Below are 24,181 nucleotides of genomic sequence, written 5' to 3'. Positions count from 1 at the left end.
AACTAGTCCATTTTTTATCTGTTGTTACAAGTTTTTATCGATTTGGAACGTTAACTTAGAAAGTTCGAGTCCGTTCATTACTAACTCAGCCATTAAAGCTTTTGTTCGTTTAGCCATTTCGGCAACCATTTCATGCGTCTTTGAGCTTAAGAAAGCACTGACTTCAGAAGATGACATTCCCTTAACCTGTGGAGCAACTTCATTTACCCAGCGGTAGAGATACTCACGGGCAGCTTTGAGATAATCCAGGTCTGCCTTAGAAAATTCAGCATGGTGTGATTCGACAATCATTGAAAGCGCCCGGTACATCCAGTAAGCACTCTTTAAATCCATATTAAGTTTCTCTGGGGTTTCACGATAGCTTACATCGATATCTTCAGCATTACCAAAGAATGGAACGTATGGGGTAAAGGTAGGAATACCAAAGCTCATCCACATAATCGTTGAAGCAGCTTCCGGTAAGTCATTGCGGACCTGAAGAACGTGGGAATTTTGCGTCCGGTTTAGTGAAATTGGCCGGAACATATGCTTTTGCTGATCGGTACCTTCATGGCCTAGTGGATCATAAGGGGTTCCTTGATAGTGGCTACTGAGGATCTTCTCCACGTCCTCAAGGGTAATTCGATGGTCCGTTTGCATAATAAATGGAATATCAAAATCAAGCGGATCAAATTCAGTTTCTGGATTTAACACCTTATGCCCGTACCATTGTCGTGGAGTGTTGTAGTGTTGATCAAAAATATCAGCAGTTCCGAAAATATGGCGGAAATTCCATTCATACTTGTCTGGGTTGAGGTGGTTCTTTGAAACAAAGTCTTGAATTCCATCAGACCACATAAAATTAGCCTTGTCATTAAAATCAACTTGTTGAATGGCAATTCGATTTCCAGTAACAGCATATGCATCATCTGGAATCCGTTGTGCAACCCAGTGATGTCCAGTAACGATTTCCATATACCAAACATCATCTTTATCGCTGAAAATAACCCCGTTTCCTTCTGCGGAACCATATTTAGCGATTAATTTACCGAGGTAAGCAACCCCATCTCGTGCACTATCGATGAAAGGAAGGGTAGCAGCGACGATAAGGTCTTCATTAATTCCTGTTTCAGTATTAAGGGGATCACAGGCTAAAACTCGTGCATTAGCATAAACACTTTCTGTCGCGCTCATTCCAACATTTTTTTCGTTAAAACCACTTTCGTCAAAGACCCCTTCAGTTTTGTAGTCGACATTAGGAGTACCTTGATAACGGTAACCATCAGCAGGTCGGTCAATCACACACTTATTTAAATAAGCTTTAACTTGATTAGGATGATTGTGATATGCCGGATAAGTTACAAAACGTTGTGGTGTAAGTGGAGCGAAAGTATCATCATTCCGTGCTGCCATGGTTGAGCCATCAATTGTAGCATTACGGCCTACAAGGACGGTTGTACAAGCAGATAGATTTTTCTTCATTTTTTCAGGACCTTTCTATAATGACCTTAAATAAAACTATAGTAATAAGTTTAGTCTTCACAACTAGGGAGGTCAATTAATGATAGATTACTTTTGTTCTAAATCAGCAAAAGTTGCATGAACTAATCCAGCTAAGTCTTCAGCGTTTAGTTTAACCGATCGACCAACTTTCCCAGATGAAACATAAATTTCGCCTTGTTCTTTTGCTTCATTATCAATAAAAATCGGATATTGAAATTTTTCATAGATTCCTACAGGCGTGTTAGCACCATGAACATACCCCGTTGTCTTTAACAAGTTTTTAAGGGGAACCATGTTAACTTTTTTGTTGCCGGAAACCTTAGCTAATTTCTTTTCATCAAGGTGGGTGTCGACGGGGATGACTCCGACTAATGGACCAGTCACATTACCAGTAAGGACAAGGGTTTTATAAATAATGTGTTCATCAATGCCGGTATGGTCAACGCTCATTGAACGGACATCCCCATCTTGATGCGTCGGAAATTCTGCTTGCTCATATGGAATATTATTTTTATCTAAGATTTGTTCCACCTGCGTTTTTTTCATTTTACTTTTTTTATTCTTTTTACTCATAATAAGATCCTCCTAAATTTATCTGGGTCGCACCAATATTTCACAAAAAGATCCCAATTTAAAATAGGTCTGCTATACTTAAAGTGTATCATTAAAATTCGAATTAAATAAATCCGAGGAGTTAATTAGATGGCAGACTTAGTATATCGCTCAGTGATGCGTGATATAAAACAAAAAATTTTAGACAATGAATACCCCGGAATGCGGCTACCGGACGAACGAAGCTTAAGCGAGATTTATGAGGTAAGTCGAAGTTCAATCAAGCGGGCACTAGGTGTATTGGCGCAAGAAGGAATTATCTTCAAAAAGCGCGGTTCGGGAACCTTCATTAATCCGCTTTACCTAAAAAATCAGTCCTTATTTCATTATGAGGGGAGTAATTTAGGAGTTACGGATAGTTTCCGTGCTGATGGGAAGAAGCAAGGGATTAAGTTGCTTGATTATCAGGTTGTTCCCGCAAATAAGGATGTACAAGAAGAGTTGTTCCTCAATGATAATGACTTTGTTTACCAAATCAAACGGTTACGGCTAATTGATGACCAACCTTTTATGATTGAAACTGGTTTTATCCCGATTAAGATTACACCAACCTTATCTCCTGAAATTGTCAATGGCTCTATTTTTAATTATCTTGAGGATACGATGGGAAAACGGGTTACCAAGTCGTTTATGACTATTGGCGTCTCGCCATCAGATACACAAGACCAAGAATTATTAAAGTTGAATTCGACAGAACCGGTGGGCATAATTGATGGAATTTTCTTTTTAGATGATGGAACACCATTTGAAGTTTCAAATATGCGTATTCACTATAAATACATGAAATACAGCACTTTTGTTAGCTTAGACCAGGAAGGCTAATATTAATTTGAGTTCAATAGATTGTCATAAGTTTGTGCAATATAACCGTAGAAGGTGGCACATGGTGTTAGACTAAAGATGTTAGCCGGTTTGCAAAACTAAAGAGCGGCTTAAAATTATTAATTTTTTATAATTGGACCGTATCAATTTGTAAAAAGGTTGACTTTTTGAAAAAACAGTTTATCATTAACATTGTAAATTTAATGATTTACGTTATGTTGTTAGAAAGCACAGGACGTATTGATTTATATAGAAGGAGTGTTTATTAGATGGCAGTAGATTACGATTCCAAGAAATACTTGGAAAGTGTTGATGCTTACTGGCGTGCAGCTAACTACCTTTCAGTTGGTACATTGTACTTAATGGGTGATCCATTACTTCGCCAACCATTAAAGGCAGAAGATGTTAAGCCTAAGCCAATTGGTCACTGGGGTACTATTGTTCCTCAAAACTTCATTTACGCACACTTGAACCGTGTAATTAAGAAGTATGACCTTGATATGTTCTACATCGAAGGTTCAGGTCACGGTGGCCAAGTTATGGTTAACAACTCATACTTGGATGGTTCATACACTGAAATTTATCCTGAATATACTCAAGACACTAAGGGAATGGCTAAGTTATTCAAGCACTTCTCATTCCCAGGCGGTACTGCATCACACGCTGCACCTGAAACACCAGGTTCAATCCACGAAGGTGGGGAACTTGGTTACTCACTTTCACACGGTGTTGGTGCTATCTTAGATAACCCAGAAGTTATTGCCGCTGTTGAAATCGGTGATGGTGAAGCTGAAACTGGTCCATTAATGGCATCATGGTTCTCAGACAAGTTCATCAACCCAATCAAGGATGGTGCGGTATTACCAATCATCCAAGTTAACGGATTCAAGATTTCTAACCCTACTATCCTTTCACGGATGAGCGACGAAGAACTTACTAAGTACTTCGAAGGTATGGGTTGGAAGCCATACTTTGTTTCAGCTTACAAAGAAGCTGACCGTGATGGTGAATTCAAGGGTTACAAGCCTCACATGGAAGTTCACGAAGAAATGGCTAAGACTTTAGACAAGGTTGTTGAAGAAATCAAGGCCATTCAAAAGAACGCTCGTGAAAACAATGATAACTCATTACCACAATGGCCAATGATTATCTTCCGTGCACCTAAGGGTTGGACTGGTCCTAAGACTGACCTTGATGGTAACCCAATTGAAAACTCATTCCGTGCACACCAAATTCCAGTTCCAGTATCCCAAGATGACATGGAACACAAGGACATCCTTGTTGACTGGTTGAAGTCATACAAGCCAGAAGAATTGTTCGACGAAGATGGTCACCCAGTTGCTCTTGTTGAAGAGAACACACCAGAAGGTAACCGTCGTATGGCTATGAACCCTATCACTAATGGTGGTATCGATCCTAAGCCACTTGTATTGCCAAACTACCGTGATTTTGCTATTGATGTTCAAAATCCTGGTTCTGTTGTAAAGCAAGACATGCTTGAATGGGGTAAGTACCTCAACAAGATGGCTGAATTGAACCCAACTAACTTCCGTGGATTTGGTCCTGACGAATCTAAGTCAAACCGCCTTTACGCATTCCTTGATGGTCAAAAGCGTCAATGGATGGAAGGTATCCACGAACCAAACGATGAAGATGTGGCTCCACAAGGTCGTATGATCGATTCACAACTTTCAGAACACCAAGCTGAAGGATTCCTTGAAGGTTACACATTAACTGGTCGTCACGGATTCTTCGCAACTTACGAAGCATTCGGTCGTGTTGTTGATTCAATGCTTACTCAACACATGAAGTGGTTACGTAAGGCTAAGGATCTTTACTGGCGTCACCAATACCCAGCATTGAACTTTGTTGATACTTCTACTGTATTCCAACAAGATCACAACGGTTACACTCACCAAGATCCAGGTCTATTGACTCACTTATTTGAAAAGGAACGTCCAGACCTCGTTAAGGAATACTTGCCAGCAGATACTAACTCATTAATGGCTGTATCTAACAAGGCATTCCGTAACCAAGAATGCATCAACCTCTTCGTAACTTCTAAGCACCCACGTGCACAATGGTTCTCTATTGATGAAGCTACTCAATTGGCTGACAATGGTCTTGGCTACATTGACTGGGCATCTACTGACCAAGGTACTGAACCAGATGTTGTATTTGCATCTTCTGGTACTGAACCTACTGAAGAAGCTCTTGCAGCTATTGACATTCTTCATGACAACTTCCCTGAATTGAAGATTCGTTACATCAACATCATCGAAATTATGCGCTTGATGAACACTGACAAGAACCCTGAAGGTTTAACTGATGCTGAATTCAATAGTTACTTCACTACTGACAAGCCAGTTATCTTTGCATGGCACGGATTCCGTGACATGATCCAAGCATTGTTCTTCGATCGTGCTAACCGTAACGTTCACATTCACTCATACGAAGAAAATGGTGATATCACCACTCCATTCGATATGCGTGTATTAAACGAACTTGACCGGTTCCACTTAGCTAAGGACGCTATCCAAAGTGTTCCTGGTTACGAACAAAAGAGTGCTGCATTTGTTGCCAAGATGGACAACATGATCAACAAGCACAACCACTACATCCGTTCAGAAGGTAAGGACTTACCAGAAGTTACTAACTGGACTTGGAAGGGTCTTAAGTAATCAGCTACTGATTGCTAATTAAACACTTAATAAGTTAAGAAAAGAGATCGAGTTTAACTCGGTCTTTTTTTGTTTGGAAATATAAAGATTGGTTGCCTTGCCTTACTTGTAAACCCTTTAAAATAAGAATAGACTTTAAATAAAGGTAATCTTATTTTTGTTATAAAGGATAGAAGGTGGAGCTTATCAATACGAAAAAGAAAAGTCCTAAAAAGTTATCGTTCATTTCAATTTATTTTTTAGGTATTAATGGTGTTATTGGGTCAGGTGCTTTTTTGCTACCACAAGTTATCTATAAGGATATGAATTTAGCAAGTGTCCTTGTCTTACTTTGTGCAGCTATTACGGTTAGCATGGTTGCATTATGTTATGCGGATCTTTCTAGCCGCTTTACCGGATCGGGTGCAGCTTGGCTTTATTCCTATAATGCATTTGGCCGGTTTACTGGCTATGAGCTCGGCATTTTTACGTGGTTTTTAGGATGCTGTACTTTATCTGCCGAAGTGGTAGCTTTATTGACAACTCTTCGAAGCTTTTTACCACTTTTTAATACTCATTGGATATACTATGTTTCTGTTTTTGGCTTAATTTTATTATTCTCAATCATTAATTTCTTCGGCCAGACGCTTGTTAAGTTGGTCGATAACCTCTCTTCAGCTGCGAAAATGATTACGATCCTTGCTTTTATTGTTATTGGCGTTTTTTGTATTCATTTTGCTAATTTTTCACCGGTGATTCCTCATGCAGCAACTACCGGGGCAATGCCGCTTGCAAAGCATTTTGGAGCAGCTTTTAGTGTTGTTTTCTATATGTTTACCGGCTTTTCCTTTATTCCAATTGCCGCAAAGCAAATGACTGATCCAGAGAAAAATATTCCGCGCGTATTAATCGCCGTAATGGTTAGCGTAACGGTTATGTATTCGCTAATGATGCTGGTAGCGATCGGTATTTTGGGGACTAGGATGTCAAATTATAGTACACCAATTGCAAATGCCTTTGGAACTGGTGTCGGAAAATGGGGATACATGTTAGTAATTGTGGGAATGTTAATTAGTATTTTTGGAGTGGCATTTGCGGCCTCTTTTAACACTCCGTCATTAATTTCCTCACTAGCAACCGAACATGCGATGTTACCAAAGTGGATTGGCAAAAAGAACCGTCATAATGCCCCCTGGGTAGCAATTATCCTGACAGCCGTTGTTTCAATGTTATTAGTTACTCAATCTTACCTCTTTCTTGTTTCTTGTATTGTGCTTGCTTCGTTTGTGCAATATGTTCCGTCAATTTTAGCAGTAATTAAGTTTAAACATACTAATGAATTTCCTAATCATGGATTCAAGCTTCCAGGAAAATATATCATTCCAGTGTTAGCACTCTTAATCTCATGCTATATGGTAACGAATTTTACAATTAAGACGATTACAGTTGGTGTTGTCGTTGCAATTGTCGCAGCAGTTTCTTATTTCTTTATTAAGGTGGATGAGTCACACGAGGCTCACCACCGCGCAATGTTGGAGAAGCTAAAACATTAAATCAAACAGTGGATAATAAGTGAGAGGTGGTCTGATGGAAATAACAATCAAACGAGATGGTCTAAAACTATATGGCCTTCTTGAGAGAACAAGAACGATTAAAAACGATACGGTTGCAATTCTGATGCATGGCTTTAAGGGCAATCTGGGATATGATGATTCTAAGATTCTTTATGCTCTTTCGCACTATTTAAACCAACAAGGAATTCCAACATTACGCTTTGACTTTGATGGGACTGGCTATAGTGATGGTGAATTCCAGAATATGACAGTTTTCAGTGAAATTTTGGATGGAATGAAAATTATTGACTATGCTCACACCACGATGCAAGCAAAGAAGATTTACTTAATTGGTCATTCGCAAGGTGGGGTAGTTGCTTCTATGTTGGCGGCTTATTACCGCGATATTATTACAAAACTAGTACTACTGGCACCTGCTGCAACCTTGAAAGATGATGCGCTAAAAGGCGTCTGTCAGGGAAGCCAATATGACCCTAACCATATACCAGAAACGGTTGCTGTGCATGGCTTTACCGTTGGCGGCGACTACTTCCGAACGGCGCAGCTTTTACCAATTTACGAAACAGCGCAACATTATAGTGGCCCCACACTGCTAATTCATGGGTTAGCTGATAATGTGGTTTCCCCTGAAGCATCAAAGAAATATAATGTAATCATGCCTAACAGTGAATTACATTTAATCCCTGGAGAAGGGCATATGTTTAATGGCTCACGACGCCAAGAAATTTTGGAACTAGTAGCTAACTTTTTAAAAAATTAGATTTAAAGGGACTGTGACATAAGCCAAGTTATTTTCACAAAAGACAAATGGCGCAGTACAACAATGGCCTCCAACGCCCGGTAAAAAAACCGAACATTGGAGGCCTATTGTTGCTTGCGGGGGCTCTCAGAGGCTAGCTTCGCGTCGAAAAACGAAGTCACAAGTGACTTCTGTCTCGCTCCCTTTGCTTGAAATGTACTCCTGCCTGGGCGCTTATTTCATGGTATAATTTAGCGTCAGATTAAATTTAGAGAAAAGGAATGAGTGATTAACTATGAACTCAATTAAAGCAGCGTGTAAAACCTACTTGGTAATTGGGTCGCTAATTTTTGGGATGTTATTTGGGGCAGGAAATTTAATTTTCCCTGTGCATTTAGGACAACTAGCTGGTAATCAGTGGGTAGCAGCAACGGGTGGATTCTTGCTTTCTGGTGTTCTTTTACCGCTATTTGCATTACTAGCGATTAGTATTACACATGCAAATGGATTATATGAGCTAGCTTTACCAAATGGAAAAAAATTTGCCCTTGTTTTCCTTGTCCTAGTTCAAATAATTATTGGACCTTTATGTGCAACCCCGCGTACGGCAACTGTACCTTATACGATTGGAGTTGCGCCATACTTAAGTAAAGGGATGCAAGGTTGGGGATTATTAGCCTATACCGGAGTATTTTTTCTAATTGTTTACTTTTTTGCAACGCGTGAAGGAAAAATCACCGAAATAATTGGTAAGATTTTAAATCCGATTTTCCTTATTATGTTATTTTTGATCTTTCTTCTCGCCTTTATTCATCCAATGGGAGGTACAACTACTCCCCAACCAACTCCAGAATATGTTAATCATGCCTTTAGTAATGGTTTTATTCAGGGATATAACACTGTTGATGCATTAGCAGCATTGGTTTTTGGCGTTACGATTATTACCGCAATTCGCCAACTTGGTTTTAAATCTCAACAATCAGTTTCACTTGCTACTACCAAGGGTGGAATGATTGGAATTTTTGGAATTGGGATTTTGTATATTGGACTAATTTATTTGGGGACAACGAGTCGGCACCAATTTGCAATTGCAGCTAATGGGGGAACAACATTAAATCAAATTGCGCATTATTATATGGGAAATTATGGAAATGTATTATTGCTAACCCTTGCGACAATTACTTGTATGACAACGGCAATGGGGTTAGTAGTTGCTTTTGCTCAGGATTTTCACTACCGTTTTCCCCAGATTTCTTATAAAGCCTTTTTACGGGGCAATTGCCTATTATCATTTCTGGTTGCTAACATGGGATTAGACCAAATCGTTTCATGGTCGATACCGGTTTTAATGTTCCTTTACCCACTTGCTATTGTGTTGATTCTACTAGGTATTTTTTCACCCCTATTCCAGGGAGCTTCAATAATTTACCGAATTACAACAGGTATAACCATGATTCCTGCGTTTTTTGATATGGTAAATGCTTTCCCATCGGTTTTACGGGATACTTCATTTAGTATGTCATTAATCCATTTTGCAGAAAAGTGTTTTCCTTTGTATCAACTTGGTTTTAGTTGGTTGCCGTTTACCCTAGTGGGCCTATTTATCAGTATTTGTATTTGGTACCCTCAACAGCGGAGTCGTGTATAATATAAGAGAGATGAGGTGAGGAGTTATGCAACGACAGTATTTAAGTATTGATATTGGTGGGACAGAGATAAAGAGTGCTTTAATTGACCACTCTGGTAATATCTTTGAGAAAAATCATGTCCCAACTCCTCATCAAAAAGATGCATTTCTGGCTGCAATCTTTGCTGTTGTTGAGCCAGTTTTAGAAAAAGTTACTGCGATTTGCGTTAGTCTTCCAGGAGTAGTTAATCCGGCGACGGGAGAGGTAAAATTCACTGGTGCCCTTGGCTTTATGGGAACCTTTAACTTTGCAGCCTATCTAGAATCACGAGCTCATTGCCCGGTATATGTTGGTAATGATGCTAATTGTGCGACATTAGCGGAAATGTGGCTTGGGAATCTCAATGGTATCAGTAATGGCGCTGTAATTACATTAGGAACTTCAGTTGGAGGCGGGATTGTTATTAATAATCAGCTTTTGCACGGGCCGCATTTTCAGGCCGGTGAATTAAGCGCGATGATCATTGATAATGATGCCCCTGAACTTCACTATTCGACAATGGGGGCTACTACTTCAGCAGTTAAGATGATTGAAACTATGGCTGATATTTGTGATATTAAGGATAAAACTGATGGCCGACGAGTCTTTAAAGAAATTAATCGTCATAACCCAGTTATTTGGTCCTTATTTGAAGGATTTTGTCGGCGAGTCGCTGTCTTAATCTTAAATATCCAGACAGTTGTTGACCTTGAACGTGTGCTCGTTGGCGGTGGCATTAGTGCACAAAAAATTTTAATTGATGAAATAAAGAAGCAATTTATGATTCTGCAAAAGAGTGATTACCGTTTGCATGATGATGTCACGATGCCAGAAATAATGACCGCAAAGTTTGGCAATGAAGCTAATTTATTAGGTGCGTTATATGGTTTGTTATTAACAATTGAATGAAAAAAGAGAGTGAGTGGGAATTAACCTTCTCGACAAGGCGGTGGGCTAAGGATAGAACGGTGATTAGCACGGCACGGGCTGATTATCGTTCGAACTTAGCCTCGAGCCTTGTGGTTAATTTCCACGATATCTTAAATAATGTTCGTATAAATAAAGAGGCTGTTGAAAAAACGAAGTTTTTTCTCAGCCTCTCTCTTTATCAACAACTTATTTTCGATAGGGATAATGCATCCTTGACGGAACCTCATTCCATGGAACGGGAAAACCAGCACCATGAGCACAGAAGACGGAATCAGGAGTGTTTTCTAGGTCAGCAACAGGATCATAATTAACATCTTTAATAACATCTTCAGCATTATGACATGGATAATAGCCAGCAACAATGAGATCAAGTTGACCCTGGCCGTGAGTATAGGCGCGAACACTTTGAGCGTAGTCACGCATGCCCACAACAGGAGCGATTCCTGTAATCAGAGTTAGGTCTTGATTATTAGCTTCATTAAGCTCGAACGTACCATGTATTTGTTGAATATCATTAATTGCGCGTCCTACTTGGTCATTCGGGACTTTAAGATGGAAAGCATACCAGGGTTCTAATAATTGACATTCGTTTTGTTCCTTTAACTCCATCAATCCTTGACGAACCGCTCGCCAACTAGCCTGACGAAAATCTCCACCAACTGTATGTTTAATATGGCCGCGGCCACCAACGAGGGTGATTTTGACATCGGTAAGGGGAGCTCCTGTAAGAACCCCCAGATGTTCTTTGGCTTGTAAACTAGTTAGGATCTGGTGTTGCCAATTACGATCAAGGATATCAAGACTGCAGTCACTCCTAATTGCAATTCCAGAGCCCTGTTTTCCCGGTTCTAAAAGAAGGTGGGCTTCGGCATAGTGACGTAATGGTTCAAAGTGACCGACCCCTTCGACTTTATTAGTAATCGTTTCTTGATAGAGAACGTTTCCTTCATCAAACGTAACTTTCAATTGGTAACGTTTTTCAAGCAATTGTTGCAGGATTTGAAGTTGAACCTCTCCCATAATTTGAACGTGGATCTCTTGGATATGAGGATGCCAAGAGATTTGTAGTTGTGGATCTTCATCTTCAAGCTCTTTTAAGGCGTTGAGACAAGCATGAAGGTCCTCTTTAGCAACTTTAACGGCATAATTTAAGACTGGTTTTATGACTGGTGCTGGGAGTGGCTTTGTTTTACCAAGGCCAAGTCCAGGGGATGTAGAAGTTAATCCAGTAAGAGCACCGACTTGACCAGCGTTTAAAACCTGAGTTGGGGTAAATTTAGCTCCGTTATATATTCGGATTTGGTTCACTTTTTCTTCGTTTAGTAAAACTAATTTAGCTGGAATTTTGCCACCGAATACACGAACCCAACTAAGTCTGTTGCCGTTGTCATCATGGGAAATCTTAAATATCCGCGCCCCAAACTCATCAGCGAACTCAGGCATAACGGTCCATTTCTCAAGTCCTTTTAAGAATTTCGTGATACCAGTTAATTTTAGGGCTGCTCCGCTATAACAAGGGAACACTTTACGTTGTTTAATCAATTGCTGAATTGTTTGATCGCTAAGACTGCCAGTATTGAGGTAGCTTTCTAAAACTGTATCATCTTGCATCGCAATTATTTCACGAACTTCATCAGTTAATGAATCAGTAAAATCAAGGCAAGCCGGCGAGAATTCTTTTTGCAGTTGCTTGATAACACCGCTAGGATCAGCACCAAGCACGTCATTTTTATTGATGAAAATGAATGTAGGAATATCATAACGCACAAGAAGATCCCATAATGTCCGCGTGTATCCCTGAATGCCGTCAGTGGCTGAAATTACAAGAATTGCATAATCAAGAACTGGTAAGACTTGTTCTGTTTGACTAGCAAAATCGACGTGCCCCGGGGTATCGAGAAGAGTAAGCGCAAGATCATTATATGTTAATTCAGCTTGATGGGTAAAAAGAGTGATTCCGCGTTGTTTTTCGAGTGTGTTAGGATCTAAAAAAGCATCCCCATTATCCACGCGGCCTAGCTTTCGAATAGCTCCGGTTTCATACATGAGAGCTTCCGTTAAAGTCGTTTTTCCAGCATCGACATGAGCAACGATGCCAGTAACAATTTGTTTCACTGTGTTTTCACCTAGTTAACATGGTCGTTTTTGCGAACAACAAGTACATCACATTTTGCCATCCGACTAACATAATGGGTAACAGATCCAAGAACAAAGCGTTCAAGACCAGATACACCAGTCGCACCGAGAACAATCAAGTCAGTATTGTGATCTGACGGAAATTCATGGGCAATAACACGTTTTGGATTTCCAAACCGGATATGAACGTTAACATCTTCAACCCCAGCATCGACCGCGCGCTTTTTCAAGTCATCGAGTCGTTCCTTGGTAGTTTTAACAATGTTATATGTTTCTTCATTGCTAAGGGCCGCATTGCTATAACCATCAGTTAGTTGCGTTACCTGAACAATCCGTAAGATATCAAGGCTAGCATGATTCCGTAGTGCAGAATCAATGGCACTTTCTAAGACGTTACTAGTAATTTTTGAGCCATCGACAGCAACTAGAATGTGTTTGTATGGATAAATTTCTGTCATAATAGACACCTCCGAAAGTTTATACCTTTATTATAAAATGTTTTCGCCCTAAAAAGATGTAAAAAAGAAAGTATTTTTTACTTTATCGATAATATATTGCAAACGCTTACCGAAAGACGTACACTACAATTGGATGATTAAATGACAAAAGTAAAGTTTTAGTCTATTTATGTTGACGATTTTATAAGAGGGTGCTAGTTATGCGTTATGTTTCAATGACTTCTCATAATATTGGAATGAATTTAGCTACAGAACAATATCTAATGAATAATAAGGATTTTGGTAAAGAACCTTTAGTACTATTTTATTATGAAGAACCATGTATTATTGTGGGGCGGAACCAAAATACTCTTGAAGAGATTAATCATGATTATGTAAAGGAACACAATATCCGAGTAACCCGTCGTTTATCAGGCGGTGGTGCTGTTTATCAAGACTTAGGGAATCTCTGTTTTAGTTTTGTGGTTCCAAGTGATAGTGAGGAATTTGGTGACTTTAAGTCATTTACCGAGCCAATTGTTAGTGTTCTTCATCAAATGGGCGCTACTAGTGCAGAGGTCAGCGGTCGTAATGATATTCTAGTTGATGGTAAGAAATTCTCGGGAAATGCAATGTATTCACGGAATGGAAAGACGTTCTCCCATGGAACTTTAATGCTTGACGTTGACTTAAGTGTTGTCGCTGATGCCCTTCATGTGGCAAAAGATAAGATTGCTTCAAAGGGGATTAAATCCGTTCGATCACGAGTTACGAACCTCCGCCCATACTTGGATGAAAAATACCAAGATCTTGATGTGCCAACATTTAGGGATGAATTGCTAAAGGGTCTCTTCCGTGTTGACGACCTTGAGGAGATTAAGGATAAGCAATACGTGGTTACTCCCGAGGATCAAAAAGAAATTGATAAGATTTATGAGCAGTATTATAACAACTGGGATTGGGTCTATGGTAAGTCGCCAGAATTTACGGTTAAGCGGCGGAAGCACTTTGATATGGGGACAATTGATGCCCGCTTTGATGTTAAAGATGGCGTAATTAAAAACGTGAAATTCTATGGCGATTTCTTTGGGCCACAGGATATTAACCAATTAGCAGAAAAGCTCCAAGGAGTTAAGTATGACCATGATGAAATTGCTAAAGTCCTTGAAGATGAGGGCACCCAACAATATATTACGGGAATTCCAACCGCTGAAGTAGCTGATTTACTCGCATAATTGAGCTTTTTAACTTAATTTAGTAAAATGAGGAGTGTAATTAATCGTTACATTCCTTTTTTGTTAATTAAGGGATATAAAAATATTGGTCATCCGCGGGGATAGCAAGAAAGAAAGTTGGCAAAATAAATGAAAAATAATGAAAAAGTTGTTATTGTAACATCAGTAGCAGCAGTAATTGCATTAGTCCTTGATGCCTTTATGTTTGTTCAGCATGGTCACTCGCTGACATCATTCTCTGTATGGCCGCGGCTGCTCCTCTTTATCGTGTTAGCAATCATTGTTAACGGATTATCATTTTTAAAGATGCGCTTTTGTGGATATGCAACGATTTTAGTAAATCTTTATTTTGCGATCGCTAGTTTAGCCGCATTTCAAATGGTAAGTCCACGAGAAAGTGCATACGGATTATTTATTCAAGCACTAAGTATTGTTGGAATTTTAGGAGGAGCTGCTGGTGTTTATTATGGTGCAAAACAGCGTGCAGACTACACAAAAGCTAAAATTGAAAAAATGAAGGAGCAAATGAAAAAATGAAGATGTCAGTAGCTGATTATTTGTCACAGTTGACGAGCGATCAGGTTGTGACAGAAGAAGTTGAAAAAACTGCTGCCCAATCACAGCAAAAAACAGTATTAACAACTGCGATTAATTTTATGATTGAACAGCTTGATACGGGACACCTTGGTCAATATAAGATGAATATTAAAATGAAAAAAGGTGACCCAGTTAGCTTTCGCTTAGAAACCAACCTAATCAACATACCGATGGATGAGGCAGAGCGATTAGATGTTAAATTATTAGATAAAGAGATCGAGTACTCTGTTAATCTTTATTTAGTAATGGAAAGTGAAGATATTAATAAAACGGGATTGCGGATCGATGAACTAGCAAATGAAACTGATCAGGGCGGAAAGACAGCTGATTTGGTTACTAAAGCTCAAGAATGGGTAGCTGAACACCTTGCAGATATAATGGAAGTAAGAGCATAAGAGTTGAATTAGTAGGTCGAATATGTTAAACTACAATTTGCGATGAGTCGGGAGGTCTGGTAGCGACCCTAAGAGCTACCATTGACATTTTGACAAGTGGGACACACTAACTCACCGGATTGTGAGGTGTTCAGTTAATTGACCATGTGGACAGTGTCGATTAACTTGAGATAATATCAATACACGAAAAACCGGAATACTTAGTATATTTAATACTAGGTATTCCGGTTTTTTTAATTGATTAATTTTCGATAGATAAAGCCAAGCCAAGGTAACAGAGTAATAATCGCAGTTATAAAAAGTAGCCCCAAATGACTAACCGATAGATGATCAAGGTCGGCGTAAAGATAATAAGTTGGGAATAGTTTTTGAACATTAGTAAAAAAATCAATAAAGGAATTAGCTGGCAAGAGGTGCTTCCACGGAATAATAAAAGTTGCGATTATAAATAGGATTGGGGTTCCAGCGGCATCGACAGTTGGTGCGTCAAAGGAAAGCCCAATTGCAAACCCGATCACGCTTAGATATATTCCGATGATATTGGTTAACAATATACTAGTGATAGTAATGGAATTGAACTCAATAGCATGAAGAAAAATAGCAAGAATTATAATTACGATGGTGATGAACAAATTGATGATGATTTGGGTAATTAATTGCGAAAACAAATAGTTCCACAGAGAGTAGTGGCTAATGTGTGATTGAAGAAGATAGAAGTCCTTATTACTGCAAATGCGTTTGCTAAAAGTAACGATTGAATTGCCGAGTATTCCCATCAGGAGAGCAAGCAAGAGTAAAGCGAGCCGGAAGTTGCCAGTGGCGGGGAGGGAGGTACTAGCAACTTGAATCATAAACACATACCAAATACCTGGCAGGAGAATAGTAAAAAGAAAGAAACGACGATTGCGTAAAACTTGTTTTAGTTGAATTGCTATGATTTTCATAAGAAAGCTCCTAACGATTGTACTGACGATACCATTGTTCGATTGTCTGGTTATGTTGGTGGATTTCCTTAACAAGGATGTCTTGAGATATTTGACCATCTTTAAGGAGGAGAACACGGGAAAAGAATTTATCAATTTGATTGAAATCATGAGTAATAACTAAAATACTTCCTGAAACCTTTTCAATGAAATGCCAAAAATAGTCAATTGATTCTAAATCCATTCCAACAGTCGGCTCGTCTAGAATCAAAAGTTTGGACTGACGGAGGACACTAAGCAAGAGCGAAAGGCGGCGTTTTTGTCCACCTGATAATTTTGCAATAATTGTATTTTGCTGGGATGATAATTTAAATTGATCAAGGAGATAATTGATTCGTTGTTTTGAATCAACCTTAGTTATGGCAGCTGTCAAGATAATCTGCTCTTTAACTTTTAAGGTTGGAATTAAAATATTTTCTTGGGACATGATATTTAATGAATCATTTTTATTAAAATACCATTTAACAGTACCTTCGTTGGGTTTCAAAGCACCTTCAACTATCTTTACTAAAGTTGTTTTACCAGCACCATTACTACCAAGGAGGGCAATGCGTTCATTATTATGAATAGTTAAATCAAGGTTGTTGAGAACTGGGGAGTTAAAAGTTTTAACAATATTATTAAGTTTTACCAGAGGTTGATTAAAGTCGTTTGTTCCCAGAATGAGACGGTCTAATGAAACATTAAAAACTTTGGCAAGCAAAATTAGCTTGTCGATACTTGGTTCCGCATCTCCATTTTCCCATTTGGAGATAGCCTGACGGGAAACAAATAGGCGTGTAGCTAGTTCAGCTTGTGATAATTGTTTTTCAGTCCGCAATTTGAGAAGTTGATGCGGAAAAGAGTACGGCATAGCAAAAAGCTCCTTTTCAAAATCTATATTTAGAATTTAATTGGATCTAATCAAAAGGTCAATAGAATCCTTGGATAACAACAATTGCTCAACTTGCTACCATTAGTTGCCAGTGATTTCCCGGGAAATAAAAAGCACAGATAGAAAAGATTTTTCCTATCTGCACCTAAAGAATTAGGAATTACGCATTCTTGTATATTTTTTGCTCAGGACTATGACTAGTATTGTTACAAGAAGCCCATAGACTGCACCAACATAACCAAGATTTTTCATCGCGGTAAAGGTAACTGCTTGTGAAGCAGTAAAGGAGCCTAAAGAAATTCCAATATTCGCAAAAATTGAATTCAATGATGAGGCTAAATCAAGTGATTGTGGATATTGTTTTTCGGCGATATCTAAGAACATTAATTGGGTAGAAGAACCGTAACATGAAAAAGCAATGCATAAAACAGCCACAATAATAATCGCGCCCCACTTAAATGGGAGGATAGGACCAAAAATTAGAAATAATACTGTCATTGCCGCGTAGATTCCACTGAGCCGGTGAACTCCGCCACGGTCAGCCAGGTATCCGCCAAATTTATTACCAATGATAAAGAAAATTCCCATTCCAAACAAAAGCCAATTCAACCAGGTGTTATCAAAGCCCATTTCGTTAGTGATTAAGGGACGAATATAAGTATAGATTGTGTAGTCAGCCGCACAAATAGCAACAATGAAACTAACACCGAGAATGATTCGTGAATCTTTAAATAACACGAACTGCTTACTAAGGGTACTCTTAAACTGTGGGGTATCACGTGGGACGAGCCAGGTTAAGGCGATAAAAACAATGATCGTAATTCCCGAAATCATCCAAAAACTATCGTGCCAAGTCAAGGTAGTGCTGATAACGGTCCCGATTGGAATGCCGATAACTGAAGCAATACTAAATCCGGCAAAAACCCATGAAACAAGGCTTGCTCTTTTTTCACGTGGCGCAACATAGCTTGCCATTACGAGAACCATTGAAATAATCGCGCCAGCAACACTTGCGGTGAGAATCCGCGAAAGTAACATTGAAATAAAGTTTGGCGCCATCGCTGTCCAGGTATTGCCAATAAAGAAGATTACCATGAGAACTAATAAAACATGATGTCGTCGCCACCGATTTGCCATTGAAGTAATAATAGGAGTGAAAATAGCATAAACCAAGGCAAATACAGTTACAAGTAGGCCTAACTTACCAAGCGAATCATGGTATTCATGGGCAATATCAGGTAAAACTCCGACAATCATATATTCATTGCACCCAAGCATAAAGGCAACAAAGACAAAAATAATAGCTTGTAAACGATATTTCATAAAATGTACCCTCCCTAATAGATTAAACTCATCATACTGTAGCAAATTTCTGAATGCATTTCTATAGCAAACGAAGATAAACCTTTTGTCTTGCTAAAAAGATCGGTCTTAGGGAGAATATAGGTAACAGTTTATACGATGGAGGGGGAAAACATGCTTCAAGAAGTTAATGCTATTTTTCAAACCTTTGGTGCAAGTGTAGTTGTTCCAATAATAATTTTTATCATTGCTTTATTACTACGAGTGCAACCTAAGACAGCGATGATGAGTGCCTTCTATGCTGGTGTCGGTCTAACTGGTTTTACTTGGATTATCACAGAATTTACGCCAGTGGTGACTAAGATTGTCCGCCAAATGGTTGATAATACGGGAATTAAACTGCCAGTGGTTGATATTGGCTGGCAAGCAGGTTCATTAGCAGCGTTTGGCTCAACCGTTGGTTTATCGTTTTTCGTTTTTGGATTATTAGCTGAATTAATTTTATTTGCGCTTGGAGTTACTAAAGTATTTCTGCCTTCTAATATTTGGAACAATTTTGGTTATATGATTTGGGGCACGTTAGCTTTTTATGTAACTCATAATTATTGGCTATCATTAGGGCTGGAATTTTTTATGCTCCTGTACTCACTAGCCTTAGCGGAGATTCAAGCAGACCGGTGGGCCGACTATTATGGAATTGAGAATACTACCGTCGACGCCTTACATAATATTGAGCAAGTGGTTCCGGCGATTATTTTAGATCCGTTATGGAATTTACTGGGATTTAACAAAGTGAAAATGACCCCTAAAGATTTTCAGAAAAAACTAGGTGTCTTTGGGGAACCAATTACAATGGGAATTATCTTGGGAGTTATAATTGGGATCTTGGGTAATTTATCTTCACTGGGGAAAATAAGTGCGTGGGGACAGATTACTAAATTTGCGATTCAACTAGCTGCCGTTATGGCGATCTTTCCCCTTGTTACAAACGTATTCGCAAAGGCATTTATTCCCATCGCGACTGAAATTGATGAGCAGCAGAAGAAACGGCATGGCGAAAATAAAAATAGCCGTTATGATAAAAAGCGGTGGTTCCTAGCAGTTGATGATGGAGTTGGCTATGGAGAATCAGCAACTTTAATTTCAGGAATCATTTTAATCCCAATTATGGTTTTAATTGCTTTTATTCTTCCTGGCAATAAGACCCTTCCGGTAGTTGATTTAATTGCAATTCCATATATGATTGAATCAATTGTCGCAGTGACTCGTGGAAATATCTTAAAAGTAATTGCGACGGGAATTGTGTGGTTTAGTTTAGGCTTATATGCGGCCAGTTGGCTCAGTCCTGTCTATACTGCAGCAGTGGCCCACTATGGCGTGGCAATTCCAACTGGAGTGGTCTTGGTAACAAGCTTTAATTTAGTAGCACGACCATTGAATGCATTGATTTTTGCTGCCTTTATATCAGAAAGTCCTCTTTGGATTTCACTTACAATTATAATTTATCTTATAATGCTGTTTGGCTTGCGTAAATACCGATCACAGATTTGGCACTATCTTAATAAAATGGCGGACAAAAATGCGTAAGGTTAGTATTTAGTGATTGAAAATGATTAGTAAGTTTTTGTTTTTTTGAAAATTATAGTTGCTTACCCGTAAATTATAATAAACAGTATTGATTTAAAGGACATATCCTTAGAGCAATATAGCAGGCAGAAGTAAATTGTTTTTGCATTAAGTACAATAATAAAAATTTAGAATTACATGAAAAAGGACTATAATTAATACTAAAATGTAATTCTTGGAAGGATAGATTCCCTTTGACTCGAAAAGAAGAAGCATATAATTTTATAAAAAATGAAATTGTGCAAAATAAACTGCATCCTAATGAAGTGATTTCTGAAAATCAAATTACTGATCAGTTGAATATGAGTAGAACACCAGTTAGAGAAGCCATAAAACAGCTAGTAGCTGATGGACTAGTTGAAATGCGCGGAAGAGAGAATGTGGTAACCGCATTGACCCCTGCTGATGTTCAAGAAGTTTACGAGCTGCGAAGCTTATTAGAAACATTTGCGTTAAAAAAGACAATTAATTTAATACCAGATTTTAAATTAGATGAAATTGAAAGAAAATTTAAATTAGCTCATTTTGAAAAGGATTGGGACAAATACTTAGAAATAGACACAGAATTTCATGGATTAATTACTCATATAGCTGGGCATGAACGCTTAAAACAATTTTTAAAGATATTGAAGGCACAAACTGCTCGAACACGCCATGTCAGCTCGTACAATCCATATAGAATGGATAGATCTATAGAAGAGCATCGAGAAATTATAAAATGGATTCGAGAAAGAAATTTAGATGAAGCAGAAAAAGCGTTAGCATATCATTTGCAAAAAGTATATGACTCGGTAAAGACATATTTAAATTATTTAAATGAATAAATTGGCCTTGAAAAGTATTCTTAAGACTCAATTGAAGTTTTAAGAATACTTTTTTATTTTGTGAAAAACGCAATGTGAACATTGTTACATTAATAAAAAACTCAATTCGCTTGTGAATAAATGAATTAATTTGAATAAAAGTATTGCATTTTGCTTGTATGCTAGTAATATACTACCTGTATACAAGTTGAAAAGCTAAATAAAATAATTGTTTTATTAATATGCTTTATTGCATTCCATTTAATTATATTTTGAACAAGAAGGAGATCAGTTATGAATATTAGTGATGCAATTGTAAATACATTCACTAATCAAGGAATTGTTAGTGCTATTACTTCTACTATCTTTATTATTCTTTTAGGTTTTTATTTACGGAAAAAAGGGACATTTGGTCCAGACTTCGGGAAAGTTTTAACTAAAGTTGTATTAGCTGTTGCTATTGCTGCGTTGTCATTTAATTCATTTATGCAACCAATTGATGATGAATCAATGCATCAAGGATTAGGGATTCTTTTATGGGGCTTTATTATTTATATTATTTTAATCTTTGTTGCTCCTTTACTTTATAGTCGTAAGAATATGGATAAGCGGGAAGTTATGGGAATTTTAACAACATTCGGTTCTACTACTTTCTTTGGTATTCCTATTGTTGGAGCTATTTACGGTGCTAAGGGTGTTTTATATAGTTCTATCTTTAATATTGGGTACCGGATTTTCCTATACTCATATGCCTATATTAAAATGTCCGGTTTGAAAATGGAAAAAGAAAATATCAAAAAGATGTTTCTTAATCCTATAGTTATTGCTACCTTGGTTGGTTTTGTATTATGGCTAATTCAAGGAATAATGCCACAAGTAACTGTACCATTAATGAAAAACGGAGTTGCAGCCGGTGGTATGACAACAGTTGCATTTTATCGAATTGACCAAACAGCTATCTGGTTATGGAAACCATTAAACTATTTAGCTTCACTTGCTTCTCCGTTAGCATGGTTAGCAATTGGATGTACTTTAGGCTCAATTTCACTGAAGGATGCAATTTCAAATAAATTAGCATGGTACTACTCATTTAATAAAGTTATCTTAGTACCATTATTGAACTTAGTTTTATTACTAATTTTAGATGTTACACATATTATGCCAATGAATTATGTAGCAATTGCAACAGTTGTTATTATGATGGCAACGCCAACTGCAACTGTTGCCGCAGCTTATGCGATTAGTTATGATCGAGAAGCGCTTTTAACTTCTAATGCTTCGCTTTTATCTACAGTTTCTGCGGTTGTTATGATGCCGATATGGATTGCTATTTTAGGAATTTTAAGTTCGGCAGGTATTTTTCACTAAATTAAAGATGTAAAGAGGGAAATAAAGAAAATGAGAATTGCATGTTATGGTGTGCGTCCGATTGAAGAACCATATTTTCATAAACTAAATAAGTATAATTATACGTTGAAATTAATTCCTGAATTTTTGGATGAAAAAAATGGTGTTGAAGCACAAGATTGCGATGCGGTGTTAGTACGGGGCAATTGTTTGGCAAATGCTAAAAATCTAGAATTATTTGCTAGTTATGGTATTAAATATGTTTTTACCAGAACGGTAGGCTATAATCATATAGATTTAGAAGCAGCAAATCGACTTGGAATCCAAGTAGCCCGAGTTCCTAATTATTCTCCATATGCAGTTGCAGAACTTGCAATGACTTTGGGGATGCAGTTATTCAGAAATACAAGTATTGCAATTGATAATAGTAAAAATGGAAGCTTTAAGGTTTTGCCAACTTTGTTTAGTAAAGAAATTCACAATTCAACTGTTGGTATTATTGGGATAGGTAAAATTGGACTTGCTGAAGCTAAGTTGTATAAAGGCATGGGAACTAAAGTTTTAGCTTATGATAGACATCCTTCAAGTGAAGCTCAAAAAATTGCTGAATGTGTCGATTTAGATACGCTTTTAGAGCAAAGTGATATTGTTTCTATTCATGTTCCTTATTTCCCAGGAAGTAATGAGAAGATGATTAATAAAGAAACTTTCAAAAAGATGAAATCTTCTGCTGTATTTGTTAATACAGCTCGAGGAGAACTTGTCAATACTAGTGATTTGATTGAAGCGCTTCAAAATAATGAAATTAAGGGTTATGCGGCAGATGTCTTTATTGATGAAAAGAATATTATGAATCACGTATTTGAATCCATAGAAGACCTTCCTAATACTGAAGTAAGAACTTTAGCAAAATTATACCCAAGAGTTTTGCTTACACCACATATAGGTTCTTTCACTGAACCAGCATTAGAAGATATGATTTCAATTAGTTTTGAAAACTTTGAAGAAACATTAAAAACTGGAAGCAATAAGAATATTATTAAAGGATAAAATGAAAAGGACACTAGCTTTTATGAGCCATGTGTCCTTCTTTTATTTCGCTAGATAAATCTGTTCATCAATCAAATCAAACGAATGCAAGTTAGCATTAACTTTCTGTAACTCATCATCTTGACTCAAGTGAACCTCTTGCCAGAATTTCTTAGAGTTAGTTGCGCCATCTTTTTCGCCAATAACTAATAATTTGACTTCGGGGTATGCTGAACGAAGAAGTTGCAGGGCATCCCAGTCAATTTCACCCTTGTCGGGAGCCCATGACATAATGACATATTCGACCTCGTCACCATACTTTTTGATTGCTGCTAGAGCATCTAACTTTTCAATCTTAGTAACAGGGTGTTTACCCGTTTCGTTTTCTTTTACCCATGCTTGACTATCGGTAGTATAAATCTTTTGGGTAGTGTTGTTATTACGTAATCCCTTAGAAATGTAACCATTACCAGCCATAATCTCCAGTGTCGGTGCTCCGCCTAAATAATCAGAAAGTGCTTTGGCAAAAGGTGCATTAACGTATGACCACATTCCGTATGTTTCTTCAAGATAATCACGATAGTTGCGCAATGCCTTATCTAATTTTGGCAAAGCTTCACTATATTTATTCCAAAGTTTATCGCCGCGTGGATCACTTTGTGGAAACTGTTCATTAACCCTTTTGAAAATGGTATCTTGAATGTTATCTGGTAAAAGTAATTTTGGTAGAGGCTGTGGCAATAAGCCATTCTTTAGCAGTCGATCACTTTCTAAAACATTATTAATGAGGTATTTTACAGGAGGAAAGTCATCGAATAGGTCACGGTAAGTATTTAGTTCTTGAATATATGAAGGCTCATTAACAATTTGATGAGCTTTTTTTACACGCTTTTTTAGCTGTTTTAATTTTTTAGGATTCATTCCAAGCTCC

The 24,181-nt window shown here is 37.9% G+C and carries 21 protein-coding genes; 13 read left to right on the top strand and 8 right to left on the bottom strand.

Annotation, left to right across the window (positions count from 1 at the left end; all coding sequences use genetic code 11):
• Positions 1–24: 24 nt before the first annotated feature.
• Both LMB57_RS01955 and ybaK read right to left on the bottom strand, forming a co-directional pair.
• Positions 25–1,461 carry a C69 family dipeptidase gene (locus LMB57_RS01955; RefSeq protein ID WP_229271396.1) on the bottom strand — a complete coding sequence of 479 codons (1,437 nt, stop codon included), beginning with the start codon at positions 1,459–1,461 and terminating at the stop codon, positions 25–27.
• Between the two features lie 87 nt (positions 1,462–1,548).
• Positions 1,549–2,055, bottom strand: coding sequence for a Cys-tRNA(Pro) deacylase (gene ybaK, locus LMB57_RS01950; RefSeq protein WP_102815901.1), 507 nt, complete (start codon positions 2,053–2,055; stop codon positions 1,549–1,551).
• A gap of 129 nt (positions 2,056–2,184) precedes the next feature.
• Here ybaK and LMB57_RS01945 point away from each other — a divergent pair, with 129 nt between their 5' ends.
• The 6 genes from LMB57_RS01945 (at position 2,185) to LMB57_RS01920 (ending at position 10,465) form a co-directional block, all read left to right on the top strand.
• Positions 2,185–2,916 carry a GntR family transcriptional regulator gene (locus tag LMB57_RS01945; RefSeq protein ID WP_229271395.1) on the top strand — a complete coding sequence of 244 codons (732 nt, stop codon included), beginning with the start codon at positions 2,185–2,187 and terminating at the stop codon, positions 2,914–2,916.
• A gap of 269 nt (positions 2,917–3,185) precedes the next feature.
• Entirely contained in the window at positions 3,186–5,597 is a 2,412-nt protein-coding gene (locus LMB57_RS01940; RefSeq protein ID WP_132140003.1) for a phosphoketolase family protein, read from the top strand.
• Positions 5,598–5,773: 176 nt separating this feature from the next.
• Entirely contained in the window at positions 5,774–7,129 is a 1,356-nt protein-coding gene (locus tag LMB57_RS01935) for an APC family permease (protein ID WP_229271394.1), read from the top strand.
• Between the two features lie 34 nt (positions 7,130–7,163).
• Positions 7,164–7,910 carry an alpha/beta hydrolase gene (locus LMB57_RS01930; protein ID WP_229271393.1) on the top strand — a complete coding sequence of 249 codons (747 nt, stop codon included), beginning with the start codon at positions 7,164–7,166 and terminating at the stop codon, positions 7,908–7,910.
• Positions 7,911–8,184: 274 nt separating this feature from the next.
• On the top strand, positions 8,185–9,537 hold the full coding sequence (gene brnQ, locus LMB57_RS01925; protein WP_229271392.1) for a branched-chain amino acid transport system II carrier protein: 1,353 nt from the start codon (positions 8,185–8,187) through the stop codon (positions 9,535–9,537).
• Positions 9,538–9,562: 25 nt separating this feature from the next.
• Entirely contained in the window at positions 9,563–10,465 is a 903-nt protein-coding gene (locus tag LMB57_RS01920; protein ID WP_229271391.1) for an ROK family protein, read from the top strand.
• A gap of 207 nt (positions 10,466–10,672) precedes the next feature.
• Here the strand turns inward: LMB57_RS01920 and LMB57_RS01915 are convergent, their stop codons facing one another.
• The gene (locus LMB57_RS01915; RefSeq protein WP_229271390.1) at positions 10,673–12,601 is read right to left on the bottom strand and encodes a GTP-binding protein; all 1,929 of its coding nucleotides are present in this window, start codon (positions 12,599–12,601) and stop codon (positions 10,673–10,675) included.
• An 11-nt stretch (positions 12,602–12,612) separates the two neighbouring features.
• Positions 12,613–13,080: a universal stress protein gene (locus LMB57_RS01910; protein ID WP_003664906.1), complete on the bottom strand. Its 468-nt coding sequence runs from the start codon at positions 13,078–13,080 to the stop codon at positions 12,613–12,615.
• A gap of 200 nt (positions 13,081–13,280) precedes the next feature.
• Here LMB57_RS01910 and LMB57_RS01905 point away from each other — a divergent pair, with 200 nt between their 5' ends.
• From LMB57_RS01905 to LMB57_RS01895, 3 genes are all read left to right on the top strand, one after another.
• Positions 13,281–14,294 (top strand): lipoate--protein ligase, encoded by a 1,014-nt coding sequence (locus LMB57_RS01905; RefSeq protein ID WP_229271389.1) that lies wholly within the window; start codon positions 13,281–13,283, stop codon positions 14,292–14,294.
• 129 nt (positions 14,295–14,423) lie between these two features.
• Positions 14,424–14,831, top strand: coding sequence for a hypothetical protein (locus tag LMB57_RS01900; protein ID WP_229271388.1), 408 nt, complete (start codon positions 14,424–14,426; stop codon positions 14,829–14,831).
• A complete protein-coding gene (locus tag LMB57_RS01895) occupies positions 14,828–15,286 on the top strand; it encodes a hypothetical protein (protein ID WP_229271387.1) in 459 nt (152 codons plus the stop codon). Before LMB57_RS01900 ends, LMB57_RS01895 begins: the two co-directional genes overlap by 4 nt.
• Positions 15,287–15,519: 233 nt before the next feature.
• Here LMB57_RS01895 and LMB57_RS01890 read toward each other — a convergent pair whose 3' ends face one another.
• The 3 genes from LMB57_RS01890 to LMB57_RS01880 form a co-directional block, all read right to left on the bottom strand.
• Complete coding sequence (locus tag LMB57_RS01890; RefSeq protein WP_229271386.1) at positions 15,520–16,230, bottom strand: lantibiotic ABC transporter permease; 711 nt, start codon at positions 16,228–16,230, stop codon at positions 15,520–15,522.
• Between the two features lie 10 nt (positions 16,231–16,240).
• Entirely contained in the window at positions 16,241–17,122 is an 882-nt protein-coding gene (locus tag LMB57_RS01885; protein WP_229271385.1) for an XRE family transcriptional regulator, read from the bottom strand.
• A 174-nt stretch (positions 17,123–17,296) separates the two neighbouring features.
• Positions 17,297–18,466, bottom strand: coding sequence for an MFS transporter (locus LMB57_RS01880; RefSeq protein WP_229271384.1), 1,170 nt, complete (start codon positions 18,464–18,466; stop codon positions 17,297–17,299).
• 153 nt (positions 18,467–18,619) lie between these two features.
• Between LMB57_RS01880 and LMB57_RS01875 the strand changes: the two genes are divergently transcribed.
• The 4 genes from LMB57_RS01875 to LMB57_RS01860 all read left to right on the top strand — a co-directional run bounded on the left by LMB57_RS01875 (position 18,620) and on the right by LMB57_RS01860 (position 23,271).
• Positions 18,620–20,032: a PTS galactitol transporter subunit IIC gene (locus LMB57_RS01875; RefSeq protein ID WP_229271383.1), complete on the top strand. Its 1,413-nt coding sequence runs from the start codon at positions 18,620–18,622 to the stop codon at positions 20,030–20,032.
• A gap of 233 nt (positions 20,033–20,265) precedes the next feature.
• Positions 20,266–20,895, top strand: coding sequence for a GntR family transcriptional regulator (locus LMB57_RS01870; protein WP_229271382.1), 630 nt, complete (start codon positions 20,266–20,268; stop codon positions 20,893–20,895).
• A 273-nt stretch (positions 20,896–21,168) separates the two neighbouring features.
• Positions 21,169–22,242, top strand: coding sequence for an AEC family transporter (locus tag LMB57_RS01865; protein WP_229271381.1), 1,074 nt, complete (start codon positions 21,169–21,171; stop codon positions 22,240–22,242).
• Between the two features lie 30 nt (positions 22,243–22,272).
• Positions 22,273–23,271: an NAD(P)-dependent oxidoreductase gene (locus LMB57_RS01860; RefSeq protein WP_229271380.1), complete on the top strand. Its 999-nt coding sequence runs from the start codon at positions 22,273–22,275 to the stop codon at positions 23,269–23,271.
• A gap of 42 nt (positions 23,272–23,313) precedes the next feature.
• Here the strand turns inward: LMB57_RS01860 and LMB57_RS01855 are convergent, their stop codons facing one another.
• Positions 23,314–24,171 (bottom strand): SAM-dependent methyltransferase, encoded by an 858-nt coding sequence (locus LMB57_RS01855; RefSeq protein ID WP_229271379.1) that lies wholly within the window; start codon positions 24,169–24,171, stop codon positions 23,314–23,316.
• Between the last annotated feature and the right edge of the window lie 10 nt (positions 24,172–24,181).

It is taken from the genome of Limosilactobacillus secundus, from assembly GCF_020784695.1.
Taxonomy (GTDB): domain Bacteria; phylum Bacillota; class Bacilli; order Lactobacillales; family Lactobacillaceae; genus Limosilactobacillus; species Limosilactobacillus reuteri_F.
This window is presented reverse-complemented; position numbering and strand designations above follow the sequence as displayed.

Excerpts from the sequence above, each read along its gene's own strand:
- LMB57_RS01930 (WP_229271393.1), top strand. The coding sequence starts at position 7,164 with ATGGAAATAACAATCAAACGAGATGGTCTAAAACTATATGGCCTTCTT.
- LMB57_RS01885 (WP_229271385.1), bottom strand. The coding sequence starts at position 17,122 with ATGCCGTACTCTTTTCCGCATCAACTTCTCAAATTGCGGACTGAAAAA.
- LMB57_RS01875 (WP_229271383.1), top strand. The coding sequence starts at position 18,620 with ATGCTTCAAGAAGTTAATGCTATTTTTCAAACCTTTGGTGCAAGTGTA.
- LMB57_RS01895 (WP_229271387.1), top strand. The coding sequence starts at position 14,828 with ATGAAGATGTCAGTAGCTGATTATTTGTCACAGTTGACGAGCGATCAG.
- LMB57_RS01855 (WP_229271379.1), bottom strand. The coding sequence starts at position 24,171 with ATGAATCCTAAAAAATTAAAACAGCTAAAAAAGCGTGTAAAAAAAGCT.
- LMB57_RS01880 (WP_229271384.1), bottom strand. The coding sequence starts at position 18,466 with ATGAAATATCGTTTACAAGCTATTATTTTTGTCTTTGTTGCCTTTATG.
- LMB57_RS01910 (WP_003664906.1), bottom strand. The coding sequence starts at position 13,080 with ATGACAGAAATTTATCCATACAAACACATTCTAGTTGCTGTCGATGGC.
- LMB57_RS01945 (WP_229271395.1), top strand. The coding sequence starts at position 2,185 with ATGGCAGACTTAGTATATCGCTCAGTGATGCGTGATATAAAACAAAAA.
- LMB57_RS01900 (WP_229271388.1), top strand. The coding sequence starts at position 14,424 with ATGAAAAATAATGAAAAAGTTGTTATTGTAACATCAGTAGCAGCAGTA.
- ybaK (WP_102815901.1), bottom strand. The coding sequence starts at position 2,055 with ATGAGTAAAAAGAATAAAAAAAGTAAAATGAAAAAAACGCAGGTGGAA.
- LMB57_RS01890 (WP_229271386.1), bottom strand. The coding sequence starts at position 16,230 with ATGAAAATCATAGCAATTCAACTAAAACAAGTTTTACGCAATCGTCGT.
- LMB57_RS01920 (WP_229271391.1), top strand. The coding sequence starts at position 9,563 with ATGCAACGACAGTATTTAAGTATTGATATTGGTGGGACAGAGATAAAG.
- LMB57_RS01860 (WP_229271380.1), top strand. The coding sequence starts at position 22,273 with ATGAGAATTGCATGTTATGGTGTGCGTCCGATTGAAGAACCATATTTT.
- LMB57_RS01940 (WP_132140003.1), top strand. The coding sequence starts at position 3,186 with ATGGCAGTAGATTACGATTCCAAGAAATACTTGGAAAGTGTTGATGCT.
- LMB57_RS01865 (WP_229271381.1), top strand. The coding sequence starts at position 21,169 with ATGAATATTAGTGATGCAATTGTAAATACATTCACTAATCAAGGAATT.
- brnQ (WP_229271392.1), top strand. The coding sequence starts at position 8,185 with ATGAACTCAATTAAAGCAGCGTGTAAAACCTACTTGGTAATTGGGTCG.
- LMB57_RS01905 (WP_229271389.1), top strand. The coding sequence starts at position 13,281 with ATGCGTTATGTTTCAATGACTTCTCATAATATTGGAATGAATTTAGCT.
- LMB57_RS01955 (WP_229271396.1), bottom strand. The coding sequence starts at position 1,461 with ATGAAGAAAAATCTATCTGCTTGTACAACCGTCCTTGTAGGCCGTAAT.